Annotated in this window: 20 protein-coding genes; 13 read left to right on the top strand and 7 right to left on the bottom strand. The window is 71.3% G+C overall.

What is annotated here, in order from left to right; translation table 11 throughout:
• The coding region (locus AB4079_RS07195) for a DEAD/DEAH box helicase (RefSeq protein ID WP_441786598.1) at positions 1 to 1,559 on the bottom strand (1,559 nt) is incomplete at its 3' end.
• A 259-nt stretch (positions 1,560 to 1,818) separates the two neighbouring features.
• Between AB4079_RS07195 and AB4079_RS07190 the strand changes: the two genes are divergently transcribed.
• Complete coding sequence (locus tag AB4079_RS07190; RefSeq protein WP_441786597.1) at positions 1,819 to 4,083, top strand: HelD family protein; 2,265 nt, start codon at positions 1,819 to 1,821, stop codon at positions 4,081 to 4,083.
• Between the two features lie 38 nt (positions 4,084 to 4,121).
• On the opposite strand, the gene AB4079_RS07185 is transcribed toward AB4079_RS07190, so the two are convergent.
• The 4 genes from AB4079_RS07185 to AB4079_RS07170 are packed head-to-tail and all read right to left on the bottom strand — an operon-like array spanning position 4,122 to position 7,079.
• Positions 4,122 to 4,796 carry a DUF1684 domain-containing protein gene (locus AB4079_RS07185; RefSeq protein ID WP_441786596.1) on the bottom strand — a complete coding sequence of 225 codons (675 nt, stop codon included), beginning with the start codon at positions 4,794 to 4,796 and terminating at the stop codon, positions 4,122 to 4,124.
• On the bottom strand, positions 4,793 to 5,359 hold the full coding sequence (locus AB4079_RS07180; RefSeq protein ID WP_441786595.1) for a hypothetical protein: 567 nt from the start codon (positions 5,357 to 5,359) through the stop codon (positions 4,793 to 4,795). Before AB4079_RS07180 ends, AB4079_RS07185 begins: the two co-directional genes overlap by 4 nt.
• 53 nt (positions 5,360 to 5,412) lie before the next feature.
• A complete protein-coding gene (locus tag AB4079_RS07175; RefSeq protein WP_441786594.1) occupies positions 5,413 to 6,750 on the bottom strand; it encodes an RNA polymerase sigma factor in 1,338 nt (445 codons plus the stop codon).
• A complete protein-coding gene (locus AB4079_RS07170; RefSeq protein WP_441786593.1) occupies positions 6,747 to 7,079 on the bottom strand; it encodes a YciI family protein in 333 nt (110 codons plus the stop codon). The genes AB4079_RS07175 and AB4079_RS07170 overlap by 4 nt, the downstream gene beginning before the upstream one ends.
• Before the next feature lie 126 nt (positions 7,080 to 7,205).
• Here AB4079_RS07170 and AB4079_RS07165 point away from each other — a divergent pair, with 126 nt between their 5' ends.
• The 6 genes from AB4079_RS07165 (at position 7,206) to AB4079_RS07140 (ending at position 10,990) form a co-directional block, all read left to right on the top strand.
• Positions 7,206 to 7,703 (top strand): EVE domain-containing protein, encoded by a 498-nt coding sequence (locus tag AB4079_RS07165; RefSeq protein ID WP_441786592.1) that lies wholly within the window; start codon positions 7,206 to 7,208, stop codon positions 7,701 to 7,703.
• Positions 7,700 to 8,281, top strand: a complete 582-nt coding sequence (locus AB4079_RS07160; RefSeq protein ID WP_441786591.1) for a 2-phosphosulfolactate phosphatase — start codon at positions 7,700 to 7,702, stop codon at positions 8,279 to 8,281. The genes AB4079_RS07165 and AB4079_RS07160 overlap by 4 nt, the downstream gene beginning before the upstream one ends.
• 40 nt (positions 8,282 to 8,321) lie before the next feature.
• Entirely contained in the window at positions 8,322 to 8,624 is a 303-nt protein-coding gene (locus tag AB4079_RS07155; protein WP_441786590.1) for a DUF427 domain-containing protein, read from the top strand.
• A 15-nt stretch (positions 8,625 to 8,639) separates the two neighbouring features.
• Entirely contained in the window at positions 8,640 to 9,806 is a 1,167-nt protein-coding gene (locus AB4079_RS07150; protein ID WP_441786589.1) for a PQQ-dependent sugar dehydrogenase, read from the top strand.
• Positions 9,807 to 9,979: 173 nt separating this feature from the next.
• Complete coding sequence (locus AB4079_RS07145) at positions 9,980 to 10,444, top strand: hypothetical protein (RefSeq protein WP_441786588.1); 465 nt, start codon at positions 9,980 to 9,982, stop codon at positions 10,442 to 10,444.
• Positions 10,445 to 10,492: 48 nt separating this feature from the next.
• The gene (locus AB4079_RS07140) at positions 10,493 to 10,990 is read left to right on the top strand and encodes a SprT-like domain-containing protein (protein WP_441786587.1); all 498 of its coding nucleotides are present in this window, start codon (positions 10,493 to 10,495) and stop codon (positions 10,988 to 10,990) included.
• A gap of 23 nt (positions 10,991 to 11,013) precedes the next feature.
• On the opposite strand, the gene AB4079_RS07135 is transcribed toward AB4079_RS07140, so the two are convergent.
• On the bottom strand, positions 11,014 to 11,622 hold the full coding sequence (locus AB4079_RS07135) for a GNAT family N-acetyltransferase (protein WP_441786586.1): 609 nt from the start codon (positions 11,620 to 11,622) through the stop codon (positions 11,014 to 11,016).
• 87 nt (positions 11,623 to 11,709) lie between these two features.
• On the opposite strand from AB4079_RS07135, the gene AB4079_RS07130 reads away from it, so the two are divergent.
• Genes AB4079_RS07130 through AB4079_RS07115 form a run of 4 tightly spaced genes read left to right on the top strand, consistent with a single transcriptional unit; the run spans position 11,710 to position 14,667 of the window.
• Entirely contained in the window at positions 11,710 to 12,354 is a 645-nt protein-coding gene (locus AB4079_RS07130; RefSeq protein WP_441786585.1) for a CGNR zinc finger domain-containing protein, read from the top strand.
• Positions 12,355 to 12,380: 26 nt separating this feature from the next.
• Entirely contained in the window at positions 12,381 to 13,142 is a 762-nt protein-coding gene (locus AB4079_RS07125; protein ID WP_441786584.1) for a LamB/YcsF family protein, read from the top strand.
• Entirely contained in the window at positions 13,139 to 13,756 is a 618-nt protein-coding gene (gene pxpB / locus AB4079_RS07120; RefSeq protein WP_441786583.1) for a 5-oxoprolinase subunit PxpB, read from the top strand. Before AB4079_RS07125 ends, pxpB begins: the two co-directional genes overlap by 4 nt.
• Positions 13,753 to 14,667, top strand: a complete 915-nt coding sequence (locus tag AB4079_RS07115; RefSeq protein ID WP_441786582.1) for a biotin-dependent carboxyltransferase family protein — start codon at positions 13,753 to 13,755, stop codon at positions 14,665 to 14,667. The genes pxpB and AB4079_RS07115 overlap by 4 nt, the downstream gene beginning before the upstream one ends.
• 9 nt (positions 14,668 to 14,676) lie before the next feature.
• Here AB4079_RS07115 and AB4079_RS07110 read toward each other — a convergent pair whose 3' ends face one another.
• On the bottom strand, positions 14,677 to 15,558 hold the full coding sequence (locus AB4079_RS07110) for a spermidine synthase (protein ID WP_441786581.1): 882 nt from the start codon (positions 15,556 to 15,558) through the stop codon (positions 14,677 to 14,679).
• A 152-nt stretch (positions 15,559 to 15,710) separates the two neighbouring features.
• On the opposite strand from AB4079_RS07110, the gene AB4079_RS07105 reads away from it, so the two are divergent.
• Both AB4079_RS07105 and rpoB read left to right on the top strand, forming a co-directional pair.
• The gene (locus tag AB4079_RS07105) at positions 15,711 to 16,823 is read left to right on the top strand and encodes an SDR family oxidoreductase (protein ID WP_441786580.1); all 1,113 of its coding nucleotides are present in this window, start codon (positions 15,711 to 15,713) and stop codon (positions 16,821 to 16,823) included.
• Between the two features lie 289 nt (positions 16,824 to 17,112).
• On the top strand, positions 17,113 to 20,610 hold the full coding sequence (gene rpoB, locus AB4079_RS07100; protein WP_441786579.1) for a DNA-directed RNA polymerase subunit beta: 3,498 nt from the start codon (positions 17,113 to 17,115) through the stop codon (positions 20,608 to 20,610).
• The last annotated feature ends 34 nt before the right edge of the window (positions 20,611 to 20,644 follow it).

Below are 20,644 nucleotides of genomic sequence, written 5' to 3'. Positions count from 1 at the left end.
GTGCGTGCGCCGGCCGGGCGCGAGGCGCCGCCGGCGCGGCCCGCGGTCGGCTGGCCGCCGGTGCGGCCCTGGCCGGAGCCGCGCACGGCGGAACCCGCCTGAGCGGTTGCGGGACCCGGGCCGCGACGACGCGAGCCGCCGCCTGCGCCAGCACCTGCCGTTGCAGCCGAGCCGCCGCCGGTAGCGCCGCGACCCGAGCCGCCGCCCTGACCGCCGCGACCGCCCTGGCCGTCGCGAGCGCCGCGACCGCCCTGACCCTCGCGGCCGCCCTGGGGCGCCCCTGCGGCTCCGGTCCCGCCGGCGCGACGCGCCCGCTTGCGTTGGGCGTTCGCGCCCTGCGAGGCACCGCCGCCCGTCTGCACGGCGACCGGCGCCGGCGTCACGCGCGCGGCGACCTGGCCGACGAGCGTGGTGACCGCCTGCGACGTGGCGGTGACCCGCTGCGGCGTGGCCGCGATCGCGGCCTTGCGCAGCAGCGTCCGAACATCTTCGGCCTGCGACGAGAGCATCACGGTGACGACGTCACCGGCGCTGCCGGCGCGGGCGGTGCGCCCAGAGCGGTGCAGGTACGCCTTGTGCTCCGCCGGCGGGTCGACGTGCACGACGAGCTCGACGTTGTCGACGTGGACGCCGCGCGCGGCGACGTCCGTCGCGACGAGCACCTTCACGCTGCCGTCACCGAACGCCGCGAGGTTGCGGTCGCGGGCGCCCTGCGCCAGGTTGCCGTGCAGGTCGACGGCCGGGATTCCGGACGCGGTGAGCTGCTTGGCCAGCTTCTTGGCCTGGTGCTTGGTGCGCGTGAAGAGGATGCGGCGGCCGGTGCCGGACGCGAGTGCCTCGACGAGGTCCTTCTTGTCGTCCTGACCGTCGACCTGGAGCACGTGGTGGGTCATCTGCTCGACCGGGCTGTTCTCGTCGTCGACGGAGTGCAGCACGGGGGAGTGCAGGAACCGCTTGACCAGCTTGTCCACGCCGTTGTCGAGCGTGGCCGAGAACAGCAGGCGCTGACCGTCGGCCGGGGTGGCCGAGAGGATGCGCGTGACGACCGGAAGGAAGCCGAGGTCGGCCATGTGGTCGGCCTCGTCGAGCACGGTGATCTCGACGGCGTCGAGGTTGACGAAGCCCTGCTTCATCAGGTCTTCCAGGCGGCCAGGGCAGGCGACGAGGACGTCGACGCCGGCCTTCAGCTCAGCGACCTGCTTGTTCTGCGAGACGCCGCCGAAGACGGTGGAGACGCGCATCGAGTAGGCGTCGGCGAGCGGACGGAAGGTCGCCGCGATCTGTGTCGCCAGCTCGCGGGTCGGCGCGAGCACGAGGGCCAGCGGGCGCCCAGGGCGGCGACGGCCGCCGGCGAGCACGGTGCCGAGGCGCGCGACGAGCGGCAGGGCGAAGGCGATGGTCTTGCCCGAGCCCGTCTTGCCGCGGCCGAGCACGTCTTTGCCGGCCAGGGCGTCGGGGAGCGTGTCCTCCTGGATGGGGAACGCGTCGGTCTTGCCGTCGGCCGCGAGGACGGCGACGAGCGGGGCGGGTACGCCCAGCTGGGCGAAGGTGGAAGTCATGGGGTTGTGCCTTTCCGGCAACGGATCCGGAGGGCGTCGTGCCGCGGCGGATCGGGTGGCGAGCGCACCAAATCGGAGCGATCGTTCGCCGTATGAAGAGAAGCGTGCGGGGCGTGGCCCTGCGCAGCGCGAAGCGTTCTACGACGCAGCGGGCAACTCGGCCCGCTTCCTTCACCCTAATGCATACGGCCGAACGAATGCTGGCAGCGCATGTCCATCCGGAGGTCGTAGACTTTCGGCCCGGAAACGAGAGGTGGCCATGGGCGTGCTGGAATCGGAGCTCGATCGCGAACGCGCCGTGGTCTCGGGGCTGTATGAGCGGCTGGATCAGGTGCGCGCCGAGACCGAGGAACGGCTCGCTCGCGTGCGCCGCGACAGCGTCGGCAGCAACCACCAGGCACGGAGTGAGCGGGACGCGTTCGCCCGTCTCTACGAGGACCAGCTGACCCAGCTCCGCGATGTGGATGCGCGGCTCGTCTTCGGCCGTTTGCTGCTGGAGGAGGCGGTCGACGGCTCCGATCACCGCTACATCGGCCGTGTCGGTCTCCGCGACGAGGACCAGCGCTCGCTGCTGGTCGACTGGCGCGCGCAGCAAGCGGGGGCCTTCTACCAGGCCACCGCGAGCGAGCGGATGGGCGTCCGCGCCCGCCGCCACCTGACCATGTCGGGCCGGACCGTGACGCGGATCGACGACGAGGTGTTCGACGAGGCCCTCCTCGACGGCGAGGGCACGGGCGAGCAGGTGCAGGGCGAGGGCGCTCTCCTCGCCGCGCTGACGGCTCAGCGCACCGGCCGGATGCACGACATCGTCGCGACCATCCAGGCGGAGCAGGACCGCATCATCCGCTCCGACCTGCGCGGGGCGCTGGTCGTGCAGGGCGGTCCTGGCACGGGCAAGACGGCGGTCGCGCTGCATCGCGCCGCCTACCTGCTGTACGCGAACAGGCAGCGCCTGAGCGCCTCCGGCGTGCTGGTGGTCGGACCGTCGACCGCCTTCCTGCGCTACATCGAGGCGGTGTTGCCGTCGCTGGGCGAGACCGGCGTGGTCATGTCGAGCCTCGGCGAGCTCTTCCCCGGTGTGGAGGCGACGACCGAGGATGCGCCGGAGGCTGCTGTCCTGAAGGGCTCCGCGCAGATGGCGCGGCTGCTGTCGCGCGCAGTGAAGTCGCGGCAGAAGGCGCCGGCCGACGCGCAGACCATCGTCGTCGAGAACGAGCGGCTGGTGGTGGAGCCGGAGCTCGTCCACCGGGCCATCGTCAAGGCGCAGCGCACCGGCAAGCCGCACAACGTCGCCCGTGTGACATTCGTCAAGAGCGCGCTGTCCGAGCTCACCGAGCAGCTGGCCGCCCTGCTGCGTGCCTCCGGTTCGACCATCGACGACGCCGACCTGAAGGTGCTGCGCGAGGACCTCCGCACCTCCTACGACGTCCGCGTCCTCCTGAACACCGCGTGGTTGCCGCTCACCCCGCAGAAGCTGCTGCAGGACCTCTTCGCCCGCCCGGCGTGGCTCGCCGAGCTGACGCCGCGCTGGTCCGCGCAGGAGCGGGAGGCGCTGCTGCGGGAGCGGACCGCGCCCTTCACGGTGTCGGATGTCCCGCTGCTCGACGAGGCGGCGGAGCTGCTGGGCGACTTCCCCGGACGCCCGGACCCGGCGGACCGGGACCGGGAGCGGCAGCGCAAGTGCGACCTCGAGAACGCGCGTGCGGCCATCCGCAACATGGGTGTGCAGGGCCTGGTCAGCGCCGAGCAGCTGGCGGACGGATTCGCGGAGCAGGTCGAGCGCGGCACCACCGCGGAGCGTGCGGCCGCCGACCGCAACTGGACCTACGGCCACGTGGTCGTGGACGAAGCGCAGGAGCTCTCCCCGATGCAGTGGCGGGTGCTGGTCCGCCGCTGTCCGATGAAGTCGTTCACGATCGTCGGCGACATCGCCCAGGTGGCGTCGGCGGCCGGAGCGACCAGCTGGCAGGATGCACTGACCCCGGTGTTCAAGGACGCCTGGCGGCTGGAGGAGCTGACCGTCAACTACCGCACTCCCGCCCAGATCACGCGCGAGGCCGAACGGATCGCCGTCGGCGCGGGACTGCCGATCACGCCGACGCGTGCGGTGCGCGAAGGCGACTGGCCGATCCGCCGGGTGGCGGCCGCGAGCGCCGAGCAGACGGTGCCCGGACTCGCTGAGCGGACCGCGCCGGAAGCGCTCGCGACCGCCGTCGCCGACGCGGTCGCCCACGATCGCGGCATCGACGACGGAGGAACGCTCGCGGTGATCACCACCGCGTCCGACCTGCCGGCCGTCGCCGCGGCGATGCGGGAGCGGTTCGGGGATGCGGCCGGCCGCGGCGCCGCCGGACTCAGTCGCCCGATCGCCGTGCTGACCGGTTACGAGGCGAAGGGTCTCGAGTTCGACGCGGTCGTGCTCGCCGACCCGGATGGGCTCGCCGCGGAGTCGCCGCGCGGGGCCGCATCCCTCTACGTCGCGATGACCCGCCCGACGCAGCGCCTCACGCTCGTCACGCGCTGAGGACGGAAGGGGCGGCAGTCAGGCGGCGGGTCTGCCGCTCATTCCCCGGCGTAGCGCTCGCCGACCGGGATCTCGACGGCGAGCGTGTTGCCGGCCTGGGCCAGCGGGCACGCCCACGCCGGGTCGTACGCGCATGACGGGTTGTACGCGAAGTTGAAGTCGAGGACGAGCGACGCCTCGCCGTCGTCCGCGTCCAGCCCCAGGTCGGCGCCCTTGATCGTGTCGATCAGGTACCGCCCGCCGCCGTAGGTCCCGCCCGCGCGGCCGGCCAGCGCATCCTTCACCGGGACGAACAGCCCGCCGCCGTACGACGACAGCCGCCACACGTCGAGTGTCCCGGCGAGGGGGACGCGCACGGTGCCGAGCAGCTCGAACGGCACGACGCCGTCGGTGCCGGTCTCCACGTCCATCCGCGTCGCCTCGGCGGCGGGGTGGATGGGGAGCTCGAACCGCCAGTCCGGGTCGTACGGGACGACGGCCAGGCCGGTGAACGTCCTCCGGTCCTCAGGCAGCAGCGGCGAGGCAGGATGCGACGAGAACAGGTCGTTGCGGCAGGAGACCCAGTAGGTGTGCGCCTCGGCCGGATCGTGGGCGGCCAGCCGGCGGACGGAGGCGTACAGCGCGAACACCCGCCGCCGCCAGTCGGCGGTCTGCACCGCGGTGGCCGCGTGCGTCGTCCCCTGCTCGGTGCCTGTCAGCTCGTCGTTGCTCATCTCTCCGCCGCTCCCGTCCGCTCCACCGAGGCCGTCTCATCCTCCGGCTCCCGCACCTCCGGATCGTAGGCCCAGGTGGGCGCGAGCCGGCGCAGGCGCACGCCGCGCCACTGCCAGAACGCCCAGAAGCCGTACCAGGCGATCGGTGTCAGCGCCCCGGCGCGCACGATCAGCTGGTCGCGGTACAGCGTCCGCAGCCGTCCGTTCTCGTCCGGACCGGCGGGGTCGGGCGCGATCGCCATCCGGTGGTCGAGCCGGGGAACCGCCGAGAGCACCCCGCCGGTCCCTCCGCCGCTGTCGCGCAGGATGCGCGTGCCCTGCTCCCGCGGGTCGGTCGACCGTAGGGTGTCGAGGCGGATGGCCTGCGTCCCGACGGTGAAGGCGCCGAGGGCTTTCACCCGCACCCGATGCTCGGCGCCCCACGTGGTCGGGAAGCCCGCCGGTTCGTCTGAGCGGAAGTCGAGCCACGGCATCGCGACCTCACGGAACGCGGTCGGGCTCTGCAGGGCGCGCCAGGCGGCGTCGGGGTCGCAGTCGAGGATCAGCTTGAGGAGCACACGCATGCTCCCAGTGTCACCCCGGATGGGGTGGATGCGATGCTGGGATGTGGGGCTCGTCACGCCTGCCGAGCACGCGCCAGCAGCAGCTCGCGCTCTCGGGCGTTGCCGGTCATGGCCGCTGCGCGCTCGAGTTCCAGCCGTGCCTCCGCGGTGCGGCCGAGCCGCAGCAGCAGGTCGGCGCGCACCGACGGCAGCAGGTGGTACGACGCCAGCGCACCGTCGACCGCCAGCTGGTCGACCACCTCGAGCCCCGCCTCCGGGCCGTACGCCATCGAGAGGGCGACCGCGCGGTTCAGCTCGACCACCGCGGAGGGCCGCAACTCGGCGAGCGCACCGTACAGGGCGACGATCTCCTCCCAGTCCGTCGCCTCCGGGGTCGCTGCGGTCGCGTGGCAGGACGCGATCGCCGCCTGCAGTGCGTAGGGCCCGCGGCTCAGCCGGGGCCGCCGGCTCAGCCGCAGCGCGTCCGAGCGCTCCAGTGCCGCAACCCCGCGCCCGATCAGGATGCGGTCCCAGCGCGCGCGGTCCTGGTCCTGCAGCAGGATGGGCGACCCGTCCGCCGCGGTGCGCGCGCCGAGCCGGGACGCCTGGAACTCCATCAGCGCCACCAGGCCGTGCACCTCCGGCTCGCGCGGCGTCAACTCGGCGAGCACACGGCCCAGTCGCAGCGCCTCGCGGCACAGGTCGGGCCGCGTCCAGTCGTCGCCGGCCGTCGCCGAGTAGCCCTCATTGAAGATCAGGTACACGACTTCGAGCACGGAGGCCAGCCGCTCGGCGAACTCGGCGCGCTCGGGGACCTCGAACGGCACGCCGGCCGCGCTGAGCGTGCGCTTCGCCCGGACGATGCGCTGCGCCATCGTGGCGGGCGGCACCAGGAACGCTCGGGCGATCTCCTCCGTGGACAGGCCGCCCAGAAGCTTCAGCGTCAGTGCGACTCGCCCGGCCTGCGGCAGAACGGGGTGACAGGCGACGAACACCAGCCGCAGCAGGTCGTCACCGATCGGCTCCTGCGCCGCGCGGGCGGGGTCGTCGTCGCCGAGCTCCTGTTCCAGATGGTGGGCGATCGCGGCGTAACGGTCGTCCAGTCGCTCACGGCGGCGCCAGCCGTCGACCGCACGACGCTTGGCGACGGTGGTCAGCCACGCTCCCGGGTTGCGCGGGATGCCCGCGTCCGGCCACTGCTCCAGGGCAGCGACTAGCGCATCCTGGGCGAGCTCCTCGGCGAGGCCGATATCGCCGGTGGAGCGGGCGAGCCCGGCGATGAGGCGGCCGGACTCGATGCGCCACACCGACTCGACGGCCCGGCGGGTCTCCTCCGTCCGGGTCTCCGTCGTCGCCGACTGAGCAGTCCGGGTCTCGGTCGTCGCGTCCTCTCCGGCGCCGTCCTCGTTCATCGGCCCTCGTCGCCCGTCACGCGCCGCACCTCCACTGTCCCCGACGTGAGCGGCAACCTCCGCGCCCACTCCACAGCCTCCTCCTCGCCGGCCGTCTCCAGCATCCAGAAGCGGCTCAGTGCGCCGACCGCCGGGCGGCTCAGGATGCGCTGCTCGCCCTCGAAGCGGACGCAGGCGCCCTCCTCCGCCGGCCGGAGCGCCTCCGCCGCCAGCAGGACGCCGGCCCGGACCAGCTCGGCGTCGTAACGCTCGAGCTCCGCTCGCGGCGCCGTCGCCGGCGCGCCGCCACCTTCGCCCTCCTCGCCGAGTGCCATCAGCACGAATCGCATGGTCCCATCCTCTCGTCACACGCCCGGTTCGCACACCCGCGTCGCACGCTGGTCCGGATACAGACACGTCGAACCGCTGCGGCCCGTTTCGACACGACTGACGGCGGTGTGCGCTAGAACGGGAGCATGGCGATCCGTTACTGGCTGGGCGTTGTGCAGCTCGACCACGTCCTCCGCGGCGTCGCCGGCGGCTTCGCGCAGGTCAACCACGGGGCACGAGCGCCGCTGATCGGGATGGGACCGGCGGATGGGTTCGTGTACTACTCGCCGCGTGCGTCGTCCCCCGACGGCGAGCCGCTCAAGCAGTTCACCGCGGTCGGCCGGGTCGCCGACGACGAGGTGTTCCAGGTGACGCAGGGTCCGTCGATGACCGGGCCCGCGGGCGACTTCAAGCCCTGGCGGCGGCGCGTCGAGTGGGACCACGACGCGGTGGCGACGCCCATCCGCCCGTTGCTCGGCTCCCTCGACTTCACCCGGGACCGCCCGGACTGGGGCTACCAGCTGCGGCGCGGGCTGATCGAGCTGACGCGGCACGACTTCGAGCTCATCCGGCGGCAGATGCGGCCGTCGCCGGGCGAGGTCCGGCCGTCGCGGACCGGCTCGCGAACTACGATGGCTCGGTGACCGAGCCGACGCCTCCCGCCGCCCATCGCCAGGCGAAGTATCAGGTGCGCTTCGACTGGGGCAGCGACGGTGCGCGCGCCGTCGCCGAAGACGCGGATGTGATCGTCTGGGTGGATGCGCTCGCTGACGTGGCGGCGCCGGTGGACGACCTCCCCGGAGACGGGGCCGTGCTCTCGGCCGGTCTGACAGATGCCGCTGCCGCCGCTCGCTGGATCCTCGACGAGCAGGTCCGGCTCGGCCGGAGGGCCATGGTCGCAGTGGTCGCGGCAGGCGGCACGACGGCCGTCGGCTCCCCGCGCTTCGCGGTGGAGGATCTGCTCGCGGCGGGCGCCGTGGTCGACGCCCTCGCGTCCCTCGGAATCGACTACTCGTCGCCCGAGGCGGCAGCCGCCTGTGCGGCGTTCACGGGCCTCCGCGGCGCGGTGGCGCACCTCCTCACCGCCTCCGTCTCCGGCCAGGAGCGCGTCGCCGCCGGCGTCTCCAGCGCCGACATAGCGGGGCTCGGCCGCCTCGGGTCCGCCGAGACTGTGACCGTGCTGCGAGGCTCCCGGCAGAGCGGTGCGCTCGCCGCGGAATGATCCCGCCGCGGCGTACGTTCGCATCGACAGGAGGTTTTACATGAAAGCCGTGCTGAACGACACCGTGATCGCCGAGGCCCCGCAGGAGGATCTCATCCGCATCGAGGGCAACTGGTACTTCCCGCCCGCGAGCGTGAAGTCCGAGTACCTCGTCGAGAGCGCCACCCCGTACACCTGTCCCTGGAAGGGCGAGTGCCAGTACTTCTCGGTGAAGTCGGATGAGGGGGTGCTGCAGGACCGCGCCTGGAGCTACCCGACGCCATACCCGAGCTCCTTCGACCGGGTCGGCAAGGACTACAGCGACTACGTCGCGTTCTGGAAGGACGTCCGCGTCGTCGACTGACGACCGCGGGCCACGATGATCCGTCCCGGCCGCCGCTCAGGGCTTCTCGCCCTGGCGGCGGCCGTCGCGGTTCTGGCGGCATGCTCGGCGCCGCCACCGAAGCCGACGGCCACCCGCACGCCGACCTCGACGCCGCGGCCGACCGGCACGTCGCAGGCGGTCCCCGCCATCCCGTGGCAACCGGGCACGCAGCCGACCGTGCTCGAGACCGGGCTGGACGCGCCGTGGTCGGTGGTGCCGCTCGCCGGCGGCTCAGCGCTGATCAGCGAGCGGGACGCGGGCCGTGTCCGTGAACGGCTGCAAGGCGGCGGCTTCCGCGACGTCGGCACCGTGCCCGGCGTAGTGCACCTGTGGGAGGGCGGCCTGCTCGGGCTGGCCGTTCCGTCCGGGTCCGCGCCGACGCAGCTGTATGCCTACCTGACGACGGCCGATGACAATAGGGTCGTGCGGATGCCGTTGACCGGCGCCCCCGGCAGCTACGGGATCGGCGCGCCGACACCCGTCGTCACCGGCATCCCCAAGGCGGCCAACCACGACGGCGGCCGCATCGCTTTCGGTCCCGACGGGATGCTGTACATCACGGCCGGGGATGCGTCGAACCCGGCGAACGCCCAAGATGTGTCGTCGCTCGGCGGCAAGGTCCTCCGCGTCACGCCGGACGGCCGCGTGCCGGCTGACAACCCGTTCCCCGGCTCACCGGTGTGGACGTACGGCCACCGCAACCCGCAGGGGATCGGCTGGGACGCACGCGGCACGATGTGGGCGTCCGAGTTCGGCCAGAACACCTGGGACGAGCTCAACATCATCCGCGCCGGGTCGAACTACGGCTGGCCGGAGGTGGAGGGCATCGGCGGCGATCCGAAGTACACCGATCCGGTGTACCAGTGGCCGACAGCTCAGGCCAGCCCGAGCGGGCTGGCCGTAGTCGGCGACACCGTCTTCCTCGCCGCGTTGCGGGGTCAGCGGTTGTGGACGGCGTGGCCGAAGGCCGGGGCGGCCCCGGTGACGGTCGCTCCGTTCTTCGACGGCGACTTCGGCCGGCTCCGCGATGTGGTCGCGGTCGGTGACCGCATTTGGCTGCTGACCAACAATACGGACGGTCGCGGATCGCCGCGCGCGGGCGACGACCGGCTCATCGAGGTGCCGCTCACTCCTGCGCAGACGGCCAAACGCCCGGGCTGAGCCGCTCCTGCGGGTAGTCTGGTGGCGAGACACCGATCGGGAGCAGAACCCTGAGCATCATCCTCGGATACGATCCGACCACCCTGCGCGAACGCGTCGATCTGCGCGCTGCCGGCGAGCGTCTTGATGAGCTCGGCAGCCTGCGCAGCCTGAGCGCGCTCAACGAGAAGGCCGTGCTTCTGCGTCTCCTCGACCGGCTCGACGAGGCGCACGAGGTCGCGAACGAGGCCGTGCGGCAGGCCCGCTTCACGGGTGATCGCGAGCAGCTGCTCGGGGCGCGTGTTCGCAGAGCGCAGATTCTGCAGTACCAGAACAAGGCCGACGAGGCCGTGGTGGAACTCACCGGCTGCGTCGATGAGGCCCGCGGGCGCGAGTGGACGGCGCTCGAGGCGTTCGCCATCCAGAACCGCGGCAAGGTGTACTTCGACACGGGCGACTACGAGAACGCCCTGGCCGACATGACGGCCGCCGTCTTCCTCCGCGAGAAGCTCGGTGCGTCGCCGGCCGAGATCCAGGCGGCGCTGACCGCCGTCGCCGTCGTCCAGTCCGCTCTGGATGCGCAGCGCGGCACATCGTCCGACCCCGCGACCTCTTCTGGGGTCGCTCCGGGCAGCGAGTCGGGCTTCGATCGCGCGTAGGATGCACGGCATGGAGGAGTGGAGCGCTCCGGTCGGCGGTCGCGCCTGATGGCCGAACTCGATCGTGTCCGTCGCTGGGCCGACGCCCTGATCGCGTTGCACCTCGACCCGGCCGTCTGGAGCTTCGGGTTCGACAACGCGAAGACCCGAGCCGGACTCTGCAACTACACCTCCAAGCGGATCACCGTTTCGCGATACCTGGCCGCGCGCTACGAGGACGACGAGATCCACCAGATTCTGCTGCACGAGGTCGCTCACGCGCTCGCCGGGTCGCGAGCCGGTCACGGTCCGCGCTGGCGGGCGATCGCGCTCGACCTCGGCTACGAGGGCAAGCGGCTGCACGGCGGTGCCATCGCGGACGATTTGGCGCCCTGGGTGGGGACCTGTCCGCATGGACACACGCATTACCGCTATCGCAAGCCTGCGCGGGCTCTCGCCTGCGGCGCCTGCTCGCGCCGTTTCGACGCGGCGAACCTCATCGCGTGGCAGCACCGCGAGGTCTCGTCGTCGCAGCGCCGCGTCGCCGCAGCGGCCGCCACGGAGTAGCGCCGGGGCCCGTTCCGCTCCGGTCAGGCGCGCGCGAGGCCGAGGCGCGCGTCGAGCGCATCCCGGACGCCGGGCCACTCCTCGCGCAGGATGGAGTACACGGCCGTGTCACGCCAGCTGCCGTCCGCACGACGCTGGGTGTGCCGCAGTACGCCCTCGAACTGCGCGCCGAGCCGAAGGATCGCCGAGCGGGAGCGGTCGTTCAGCACGTCCGCCTGCAGCTTCACCCGCTCGAACCCGTGATCGAAGGCCGTTCCCAGCAGCAGACGCTTGGTCTCGGCGTTCACCCGGGTGCCCCAGACCTCGGGCGCGTAGGCGGTCCAGCCGATGTGCGCCGACTCGTTGACCAGGTCGACGTCGCCGAGGGTGGTCGTCCCGACCAACCGATCCCCGTCACGCAGGACGACCGCAGTGACGTTGCTCCGCTCCCAGTCCAGGTAGCTCAGCATGTGCTCCCGCCACTCCTCGTAGGTGTCGCGGAAGGCGGCCGGGCCGCCTCCCCAGCCTCCGGCGTACACCTCGGGATGCCCGATGGCGTCGAACAGGTCGGGAAGGTCGTCATGGGTCAGTGCCCGCAGGCGCACCGTCGCGCCGTCCAGCTGGGCGTGGGGGTCGGGGCGGGTCGCGGTCATCCGCCCAGTATGCCAGCGGCGGCTCGGCCGGCGAGCCGTGGCCCCGGGTCCTGGATGGACGCCGGCGCCGGGTAGGGTGTTCTGGCGATGGAAGCGTTACTCACCAGACGGACCGGCCAGTGGCTGGAGCCCAGCGACGGCCAGCGCTGGTGGTTCGACTCCGGCTCTCTCGCCCTCGATTTCGCGCATACCGGCGTCCTCGACCCGGACGGCCTGAACGCCTGGCTCACCGAGCGCTTCCCTGAGGTCGCGCCGACCGCCGGCGAGCGCGAACTCCGCGACGCCGGCGCCCTCCGATCGGCGATCGGGCGGCTCGCCCGCCAGGCCAGCGCAGGGGAGGACCTCGCCCCGGACGACGTGGACGTGATCAACCTGTTCGCCGCCACCCCCGACATCCCTCCGGTGCTCGCCGGCGGTGGCCGCCAGGCGGGGCGGACGAATGCGCGCCCGCACCAGGCTCTCGGCTCCCTGGCCCGCGACGCTGTGCGGCTGTTCGGGCCGGACATCGACGGTCGCATCAGGGAGTGCTCGGCCGACGACTGCGAGCTGGTCTACCTGGACACCTCGCGCAGCGGCACCCGGCGCTGGTGCTCCATGCAGCGCTGCGGCAACCGTGCCAAAGTGCGGGCGCACCGGGCGCGGGCGGTGGAGCTGAGGGCAGCGCGGAGCGGTGCCGCGACCCCAGCCCCGAGGGAGCCTGCGACCGAGGTAACGGAGCCCGCCACGGCTTGAGGCTCCGAAGTTGAGACAATAGCCACATGCCGCGCACCATCGACCTGAACAGCGACCTGGGTGAGTCGTTCGGTGCGTGGACCATGGGTGACGACGCCGCACTGCTGCGGTTGGTCAGCAGCGCCAACGTGGCGTGCGGATTCCACGCGGGCGACGCCTCCACGATGCTGGCCACCTGCCGGGAGGCCGCTGCGAACGGTGTCACCGTCGGGGCGCACGTCTCCTACCGTGACCTCGCCGGCTTCGGCCGTCGAACGATGGATGTCCCTCCCGCCGAGTTGCGGGACGAAGTGCTGTATCAGCTCGCCGCGCTGACCGGGCTCGCCCGCGTCGCCGGAACCGCGGTGCGCTATGTCAAACCGCACGGCGCCCTCTACAACCGCATCGTGCACGACGAGCGCCAGGCGAACGCCGTGGTGGATGCGGTGGTCGCGTTCGACCCCGGCCTCGCCCTGCTGGGCCTGGCAGACTCCGCGGTGGAGCGCGCGGCCGGTGAGGCCGGAGTGCGTTTCGTGCGGGAGGCGTTCGTCGACCGCGGTTACCGTTCCGACGGAACGCTCGTCCCGCGGACCGAGCCCGGCGCGCTGCTCTCCGACGAGGCCGAGATCGCCGCTCGCGCGGTCCGGATGGTCACCGACAGAACCGTGACCGCCGTCGACGGCACGGACGTGACCCTGGACGCCGACTCGCTCTGCGTCCACGGCGACACCCCGGGGGCCGTCGCGATGGCTCTCGCCGTCCGCGCGGCGCTCGCCGCCGCCGACATCGCCGTGGAGCCGTTCGCGTGACGCGCCGCATCCTGCCGAACGGCGACCACGCCCTGCTCGTCGAACTGGACGACCTGGAGGCGGTCCTCGCGCTGTTCCGCGGCCTCGACCTCACGCGGCCGGACGGTGTCGTGGAGTTGGTGCCCGCCGCCCGCACCATCGGTGTCGTCGTCGAGCCCCGCATCCTCTCGCTGAGCGCAGCGGCCGCCTGGGTGCACCGCACCGAGCCGCTCGCCCCGGTGGCCGTGGAGGAACGCGTGGTGGAGGTCGAGGTGCGCTACGACGGTGAGGACCTCGCCGAGGTCGCCCGGCTGACCGGGCTCTCCGAGGCCGAGGTGGTCCGCGTCCACACCGCATCGCCGTGGCGCGTCGCCTTCGGCGGCTTCGCGCCCGGCTTCGCCTACCTGGTGACCGACGGCGACCCTCTCGATGTGCCCCGCCGCGCCACCCCGCGAACGGCCGTCCCTCCTGGGGCGGTCGGGCTGGCCGGGGCGTTCACCGGCGTCTACCCGCGGTCGAGCCCGGGCGGTTGGCAGCTGATCGGCCGGACGGACGCCACGCTCTGGGACGAGACCGTCGACCCTCCCGCCCTGCTGCGGCCGGGGACGGTCGTCCGCTTCCGGGAGGCGCTGTGACCGGCCTCCGCATCCTCCACCCCGGGGCCTTGGCGCTTGTTCAGGACCTGGGTCGCCCGGGTTTCGCCGCCATCGGTGTCGGCCGGTCGGGTGCGCTCGACCGCGGCGCACTGCGGCTCGGCAACCGCCTGCTCGGCAACGCCGAGACGGCCGCCGGCATCGAGGTGCTGTTGGGCGCTTTCGACGCACTCTTCGAGCGCGACAGCTGGTTCGCGGTGACCGGCGCGACGGGTCTGCTGCTGCTCGATGGTCGCCCGGTGGATGCGCACATCGCCGTGCGCGCGCGTGCGGGCCAGGTCCTGCACCTGGGCCCGGCCACAGCGGGGGCGCGCTGGTATCTCGCCGTGCGCGGCGGCATCGACGTCGCGCCGGTGCTCGGGTCGCGGTCGCGCGACACGCTCGCCGGGCTGGGGCCCGAGCCGTTGACGGGCGGAGACCTGCTCGATTTCGGCGCGCATCCCGGCTCGGATCTGCCGCTGCTCGATTTCGTGCCGGTCGCCGACCCTGAGCGGGGTGTCGTCGAGGTCCGCGCCCACCGCGGGCCGCGAGCCGACTGGTTCACGGCTGCGGCGCTGGAGGCATTCTTCACGGTGGAGTGGCGCGCTGCCGCCGAATCCGACCGGGTCGGAATGCGGCTCGACCCGCCGGTCGCAGCACACCATGGCGAGCACGCGGTCGAGGCGGGAGCGCGTCCAGTGACCGTCCTCCAGCGGGCGGTGACCGCCGAACTGCCCAGCGAGCCGATGGTCGCCGGCGCCGTGCAGGTGTCACCGGATGGACGCCCGACCGTGCTGCTGGCCGACCACCCGGTGACCGGCGGCTACCCGGTGATCGCCGTCGTCGCCGATGCCTCCCTCGACGCCTTCGCGCAGCTCCGTCCGGGCCAGCCGGTCACATTCCGGCATGCCTGAACCGGCGCGTCAGTCGCGCCGGGTGCCGGTCTGGAAGATGCTGCGCGCCGGCGCCGGTGACGGCACGCTCGTCGCATCGGTCACGATGGGAGCACCGGCGGCGAAGGTGCGCAGCTCCCCACCCGCGACGGCCTTGGCGGGATGCGGGCCGCTCGCCAGCAGCCGCGGGAGCCACTCCAGCGGCAGCGGCGACTGCGAGCCGACCAGCACGACGTTCCCGAACCGGCGCCCCTTCAGCACCTGCGTCTCCGCCAGCGCGGCGACGTTCTCGACCACCGCTCCGAGGGTCGAGACCTGGCTGCGGGCGAAGGTCAGCGGCGGCCCGTCGGCGACGTTGACCAGGATGATGCCGCCCGGTTTCAGCAGCGAGACGGCAGAGCGGTAGAACTCGACGCTGGTCACGTGCGCCGGGGTGCGCGAACCGCTGAAGATGTCCACCACGAGCAGGTCGACGGATCCGCGGAGCCCGGCGGGCAGCTTGCCGACCACCTCGCGGGCGTCCCCGTGCCGGATGCGGATCTGCGCGTAGCGGGGGAGCGGCAGCTGCTCGCGCACCAGGTCCACCAGTCGGCTCTCCAGCTCGACGACCTGCTGACGGGAACCCGGCCGGGTGTACGCGATGTAGCGCGGCAGCGTCAGCGCGCCCGCGCCCAGATGCACCGCGGTGATGGGCTCGCCCGGATCGCCGATGAGGTCGATGACGTTGCCCATCCGCTGCACGTACTCGAAGAACAGCTGGGAGGGGTCGTCGAGGTTGACGTGCGACTGCGGCGTCCCATCCACCACCAGCTGGTACGCGCCCGGCACGAAGCGGTCCGGCTCCACGGTCGCCAGGTAGCCGCTCTCCGAGAGGACGACCGCGGGGACAGGAGGAGGGGGGTTCGGGGACACACCGGCAGCCTAGTCGCGGGCTCCGAGGCGGCATCGTGAGTGTCGGCGGTCCTTTGGAACGAACGCGCCTGCGCGCGCAGCCGCAATCGCGACAAGCCCCAGCCAACGACCGGGCGGTAGCGCCGCCGCCCGGACCGGGGAAGGATGGGTCCGTGAGCGACCCGAGCACCCCATCCGACCCGAGCACCCAGCCCGACCCGAGCACCCAGCCCGACCCGGGCACGCCGCCCGATCTCATCCTCGTCACCGGCGGCTCCGGCTTCCTCGGCGCGCGCTGCGTCATCGCGCTGCTGCAGGCGGGGTACAGGGTGCGCACGACGATCCGCACGCCCGCCCGCGCCGCCGACGTGCGCTCGCAGCTCGCCGCGGGCGGCATCGACGACCCCGGCGACCGGCTCGAGTTCGCCATCGCCGATCTGACCTCCGACGACGGCTGGGCGGAGGCCGTCGCCGGCTGCCGTTTCGTGCTGCACGTCGCCTCCCCGTTCCCCTCCCAGCAGCCGAAGGACCCGGACGAACTGATCCGGCCCGCGCGCGACGGTGCCCTGCGCGTGCTGCGCGCCGCACGCGATGCCGGGGTGGAGCGGGTCGTGCTCACCTCATCCTTCGCCGCCATCGGCTACGGGCACGCGCCGACCGAGCGTCCCTTCACCGAGGAGGACTGGACGGAGCTGGAGAGCGGGCGTCCGCTGAGCCCGTACGTGCAGTCGAAGACGATCGCCGAGCGCTCGGCGTGGGCTTTCATCGACGCGGAGGGCGGGCCCCTGCAGCTCGCCACGGTCAACCCGGTCGGCATCCTCGGCCCGGTGCTGGGGCCCGATATCTCCAGTTCGATCGAACTCGTCCGGCTGGTCAAGGAGGGACGCCTCCCGCGCCTGCCCGACGTGCACTTCGGCATCGTGGACGTGCGCGACGTCGCCGAGCTGCACCTCCTCGCAATGACCCGGCCGGAGGCCGCCGGCCAGCGCTTCCTGGCGATCGCCGGCGACGTGATGGCCGCGCAGGAGGTCGCCCTCCTGATCCGCGGACACCTGGGAGAGGCCGCGGGCCGCCGGGTCAGCACGAAGCTGATGTCGCCGTGGATGCTGAAAGCCGCTGCGCCGTTCAGCCGCCGCGTGGGTGACGCGCTGCCCGAGCTCGGCACCGTCCGTCGCGCCTCGGGCGAGAAGGCGCGCCGGGTGCTCGGCTGGTCGCCCCGCACCCGCGAGGAGGCGGTCATCGCGACCGTCGACACGCTCCCGACGTTCCACCCGCGGCGCCCCTGATTCCGGGTCCAGCGAACCGGGAATACCCCGCCCGACGGGGCGTTATACCGCAGTACGGGCGCCGGGTCAAGAAAAGACTGGACATGGCGCGTCTGTTTGACATATAGTGGTTCTTTGCGCTCCCAGTCAACTTCTGCCTTCATATTGTGGTCGGCTCTGACTCTCCGTGCGCGCCTGGGCCCGACATTTCGGGTCAGATGAGGCGGCGCGATGCGGCTGGGAGCTCTCTCGTCCACAACAACTCCACGACCGAGTAACTGGCCCGACGGGGCACACGGAGGTTATTTCCTTGGCTGCTGCGCGCAACGCAACCAACACTGACAAGACACCCAAGAACGGACGAGACGCATCTCGTCTTTCGTTCGCCAAGATCACGGATACCCTCACGGTTCCCGATCTGCTCGCACTGCAGACGGAGAGCTTCGACTGGCTGGTCGGAAACGACGTGTGGAAGGCACGCGTCGTCGAGGCCGAGGCTCAGGGTCGCCAGGATCTTCCCGCCAACACGGGCCTCGAGGAGATCTTCGAGGAGATCTCTCCCATCGAGGACCTCGGCGAGACAATGCAGCTCTCGTTTACGAACCCCTTCCTCGAAGAGAAGAAGTACTCGATCGACGAGTGCAAGGAGAAGGGCAAGACCTACTCCGCGCCTCTCTACGTCGAGGCCGAGTTCATGAACCACCTCACCGGTGAGATCAAGACGCAGACGGTCTTCATGGGCGACTTCCCGCTCATGACCGAGCGCGGAACCTTCATCATCAACGGCACCGAGCGTGTCGTCGTGTCGCAGCTCGTCCGCTCCCCGGGCGTCTACTTCGAGGCCACGGCCGACAAGACCAGCGACAAGGACATCTACTCGGCGCGCGTCATCCCGAGCCGTGGAGCCTGGCTCGAGTTCGAGATCGACAAGCGCGACCAGGTCGGTGTCCGCATCGACCGCAAGCGCAAGCAGTCCGTCACGGTCTTCCTGAAGGCCCTCGGCCTCACGAGCGAGGAGATCCTCTCCGAGTTCGCCGGCTACCAGTCGATCGAGCTGACCCTCGAGAAGGACGCCATCCTCACCAAGGAGGAGGCGCTCAAGGACATCTACCGCAAGCTGCGTCCGGGCGAGCAGGTCGCTGCCGAGGCCGCGCGTGCGCTCCTCGACAACTTCTACTTCAACCCGAAGCGCTACGACCTCGCCAAGGTCGGCCGTTACAAGATCAACCGCAAGCTCGGCCTCGAAGCCCCGCTGTCGGACTCGGTGCTGACCGTTCAGGACATCATCGCGACGATCAAGTACCTGGTCGCACTGCACGACGGCCAGACCACGTTCAAGGGCCTCCGCAACGGAGTCGAGACGGACATCCGCCTCGACGTCGACGACATCGACCACTTCGGCAACCGTCGTATCCGCGCCGTCGGCGAGCTCATCCAGAACCAGGTCCGCACCGGTCTGTCCCGCATGGAGCGCGTCGTCCGCGAGCGCATGACCACGCAGGACATCGAGGCGATCACCCCGCAGACCCTGATCAACGTGCGACCCGTTGTCGCCGCGATCAAGGAGTTCTTCGGAACGTCGCAGCTGTCCCAGTTCATGGACCAGAACAACCCGCTCGCGGGTCTGACCCACAAGCGTCGCCTCTCCGCGCTCGGCCCCGGTGGTCTGAGCCGTGAGCGCGCCGGCGTCGAGGTCCGTGACGTCCACCCGTCGCACTACGGCCGCATGTGCCCGATCGAGACGCCGGAAGGCCCGAACATCGGTCTGATCGGCTCGCTCGCGTCGTTCGCGCGGATCAACTCGTTCGGATTCATCGAGACGCCGTACCGCAAGGTCGTCGCCGGCCGGGTCACCGACCAGATCGACTACCTCACCGCTTCGGAGGAGGACGACTTCGTCGTCGCGCAGGCCAACGCCCCGCTCGACCCGAACGGCCACTTCGTCGAGGAGCGCGTGCTCGCCCGTCAGAAGGGCGGCGAGGTCGACCTGATCCCCGCCGACGAGATCGGCTACATGGATGTCTCGCCGCGCCAGATGGTGTCGGTCGGTACCTCCCTGATCCCGTTCCTCGAGCACGACGACGCCAACCGAGCCCTCATGGGTGCGAACATGCAGCGCCAGGCGGTGCCGCTGCTCCGCTCGGAGAGCCCGGTCGTCGGAACCGGTATGGAGGGCTACGCGGCCATCGACGCGGGTGACGTGGTCATCGCCGACAAGTCCGGTGTGGTCTCCGAGGTCTCGGCCGACGCTGTCACCGTCCAGGCGGACGACGGCACGTACCAGACCTACTACCTGCGCAAGTTCGACCGCTCGAACCAGGGCACCTCGTACAACCACCGCGTGGTCGTCGACGAGGGTGACCGGATCGAGCAGGGCGAGGTCGTCGCAGACGGTCCCGCGACCGAGAACGGTGAGCTCGCGCTCGGCAAGAACCTGCTGGTCGCGTTCATGCCGTGGGAGGGTCACAACTTCGAGGACGCGATCATCCTCAGCCAGAACCTGGTGAAGGACGACACCCTCTCCTCGATCCACATCGAGGAGTACGAGGTCGACGCCCGCGACACGAAGCTGGGTAAGGAAGAGATCACCCGCGACCTGCCGAACGTCAGCCCGGACCTCCTGGCCGACCTCGACGAGCGCGGCATCATCCGCATCGGCGCCGAGGTGCGCCCCGGCGACATCCTCGTCGGCAAGGTCACGCCGAAGGGCGAGACCGAACTGTCGGCCGAGGAGCGCCTGCTCCGCGCGATCTTCAACGAGAAGAGCCGCGAGGTGCGCGACACCTCCCTCAAGGTGCCGCACGGCGAGGAGGGCACCGTCATCGGTGTCAAGGTCTTCGACTCGCAGGACGGCGACGACGAGCTCGGCTCGGGCGTCAACCAGCGCGTAGTGGTCTACATCGCCCAGAAGCGGAAGATCACCGCGGGTGACAAGCTCGCCGGCCGTCACGGCAACAAGGGCGTCATCTCGAAGATCCTTCCGGTGGAAGACATGCCGTTCCTCGCGGACGGAACTCCGGTCGACGTGATCCTCAACCCGCTGGGTGTTCCCGGTCGAATGAACTTCGGGCAGGTCCTGGAGATCCACCTCGGCTGGATCGCGCAGAACGGCTGGGAGATCAAGGGCAAGCCGAAGTGGGCCGCTGAGCTCCCCGAGGCCGCCTACAAGGTCGCCCCCGGCACCAAGGTCGCCACCCCGGTGTTCGACGGAGCGAGGGAGGAGGAGATCGCAGGTCTGCTCGACTCGACCCTCCCGACGCGCGACGGCGACCGCCTGATCGGCGGCTCCGGTAAGACGCAGCTGTTCGACGGCCGCTCCGGTGAGCCGTACCCGGACCCTGTGTCGGTCGGCTACATGTACATCCTGAAGCTGCACCACCTGGTCGACGACAAGATCCACGCCCGTTCGACCGGTCCGTACTCGATGATCACGCAGCAGCCGCTGGGTGGTAAGGCGCAGTTCGGTGGTCAGCGCTTCGGTGAGATGGAGGTGTGGGCCCTCGAGGCCTACGGTGCCGCGTACGCGCTGCAGGAGCTCCTGACCATCAAGTCGGATGACATCCTCGGCCGCGTCAAGGTCTACGAGGCCATCGTCAAGGGTGAGAACATCCAGGAGCCGGGCATCCCGGAGTCCTTCAAGGTCCTCATCAAGGAGATGCAGTCGCTCTGCCTGAACGTGGAGGTGCTCTCGGCCGACGGCCAGACCGTCAGCCTCCGCGACTCGGACGACGAGGCCTTCCGCGCTGCGGAAGAGCTGGGCATCAACATCTCCTCCCGCTTCGAGTCCTCGTCCATCGACGAGATCTGACTCGGTAGCCAGCCAACTGACGAATCTTTCCAAA

Source organism: Leifsonia sp. 2MCAF36, assembly GCF_052115525.1.
Taxonomy (GTDB): domain Bacteria; phylum Actinomycetota; class Actinomycetes; order Actinomycetales; family Microbacteriaceae; genus Leifsonia.
Note: the sequence above shows the minus strand (reverse complement) of the source record. Positions and strands in the feature narration are given on the sequence as shown.